The sequence below is a fragment of the Anoxybacillus sp. ST4 genome (assembly GCF_019448545.1).
Lineage (GTDB): Bacteria > Bacillota > Bacilli > Bacillales > Anoxybacillaceae > Anoxybacillus > Anoxybacillus pushchinoensis.
Genome location: NZ_JAHZOE010000095.1, coordinates 1 through 286, shown reverse-complemented (window position 1 = coordinate 286; position 286 = coordinate 1). Strand labels below are relative to the sequence as shown.

Here is a 286-nt window from a genome sequence, read left to right as displayed (position 1 = left end):
TATCGGTGTTTGTCCCGTCCTTCATCGGCTCCTAGTGCCAAGGCATCCACCGTGCGCCCTTTCTAACTTAACTAAACACACTTTTCAGCCTGTTATCTAGTTTTCAAAGAACAATTTCAACCTCGTCGCCTCTATAGGAAGTAGACGCAGGCACAAAGCTACTCCTTGAACCTGCTTCATCGCAGCTTTGCGCCGAGGAATCTGTCTTCCTCGAAGCCACTTTTAGACGCAGGCGCAAGTCGAGGGATATTCCCTCAAAACTAAACGAAGCGAAAAAGCGTTTTTT

At 47.6% G+C, this 286-nt stretch carries 1 protein-coding gene; it reads right to left on the bottom strand.

The features are described from left to right. Window positions 1-103: 103 nt before the first annotated feature. Window positions 104-286, bottom strand: a 183-nt coding sequence (locus tag K1I44_RS15150) for a hypothetical protein (protein WP_219986642.1), incomplete at its 5' end; no start/stop codon positions are given.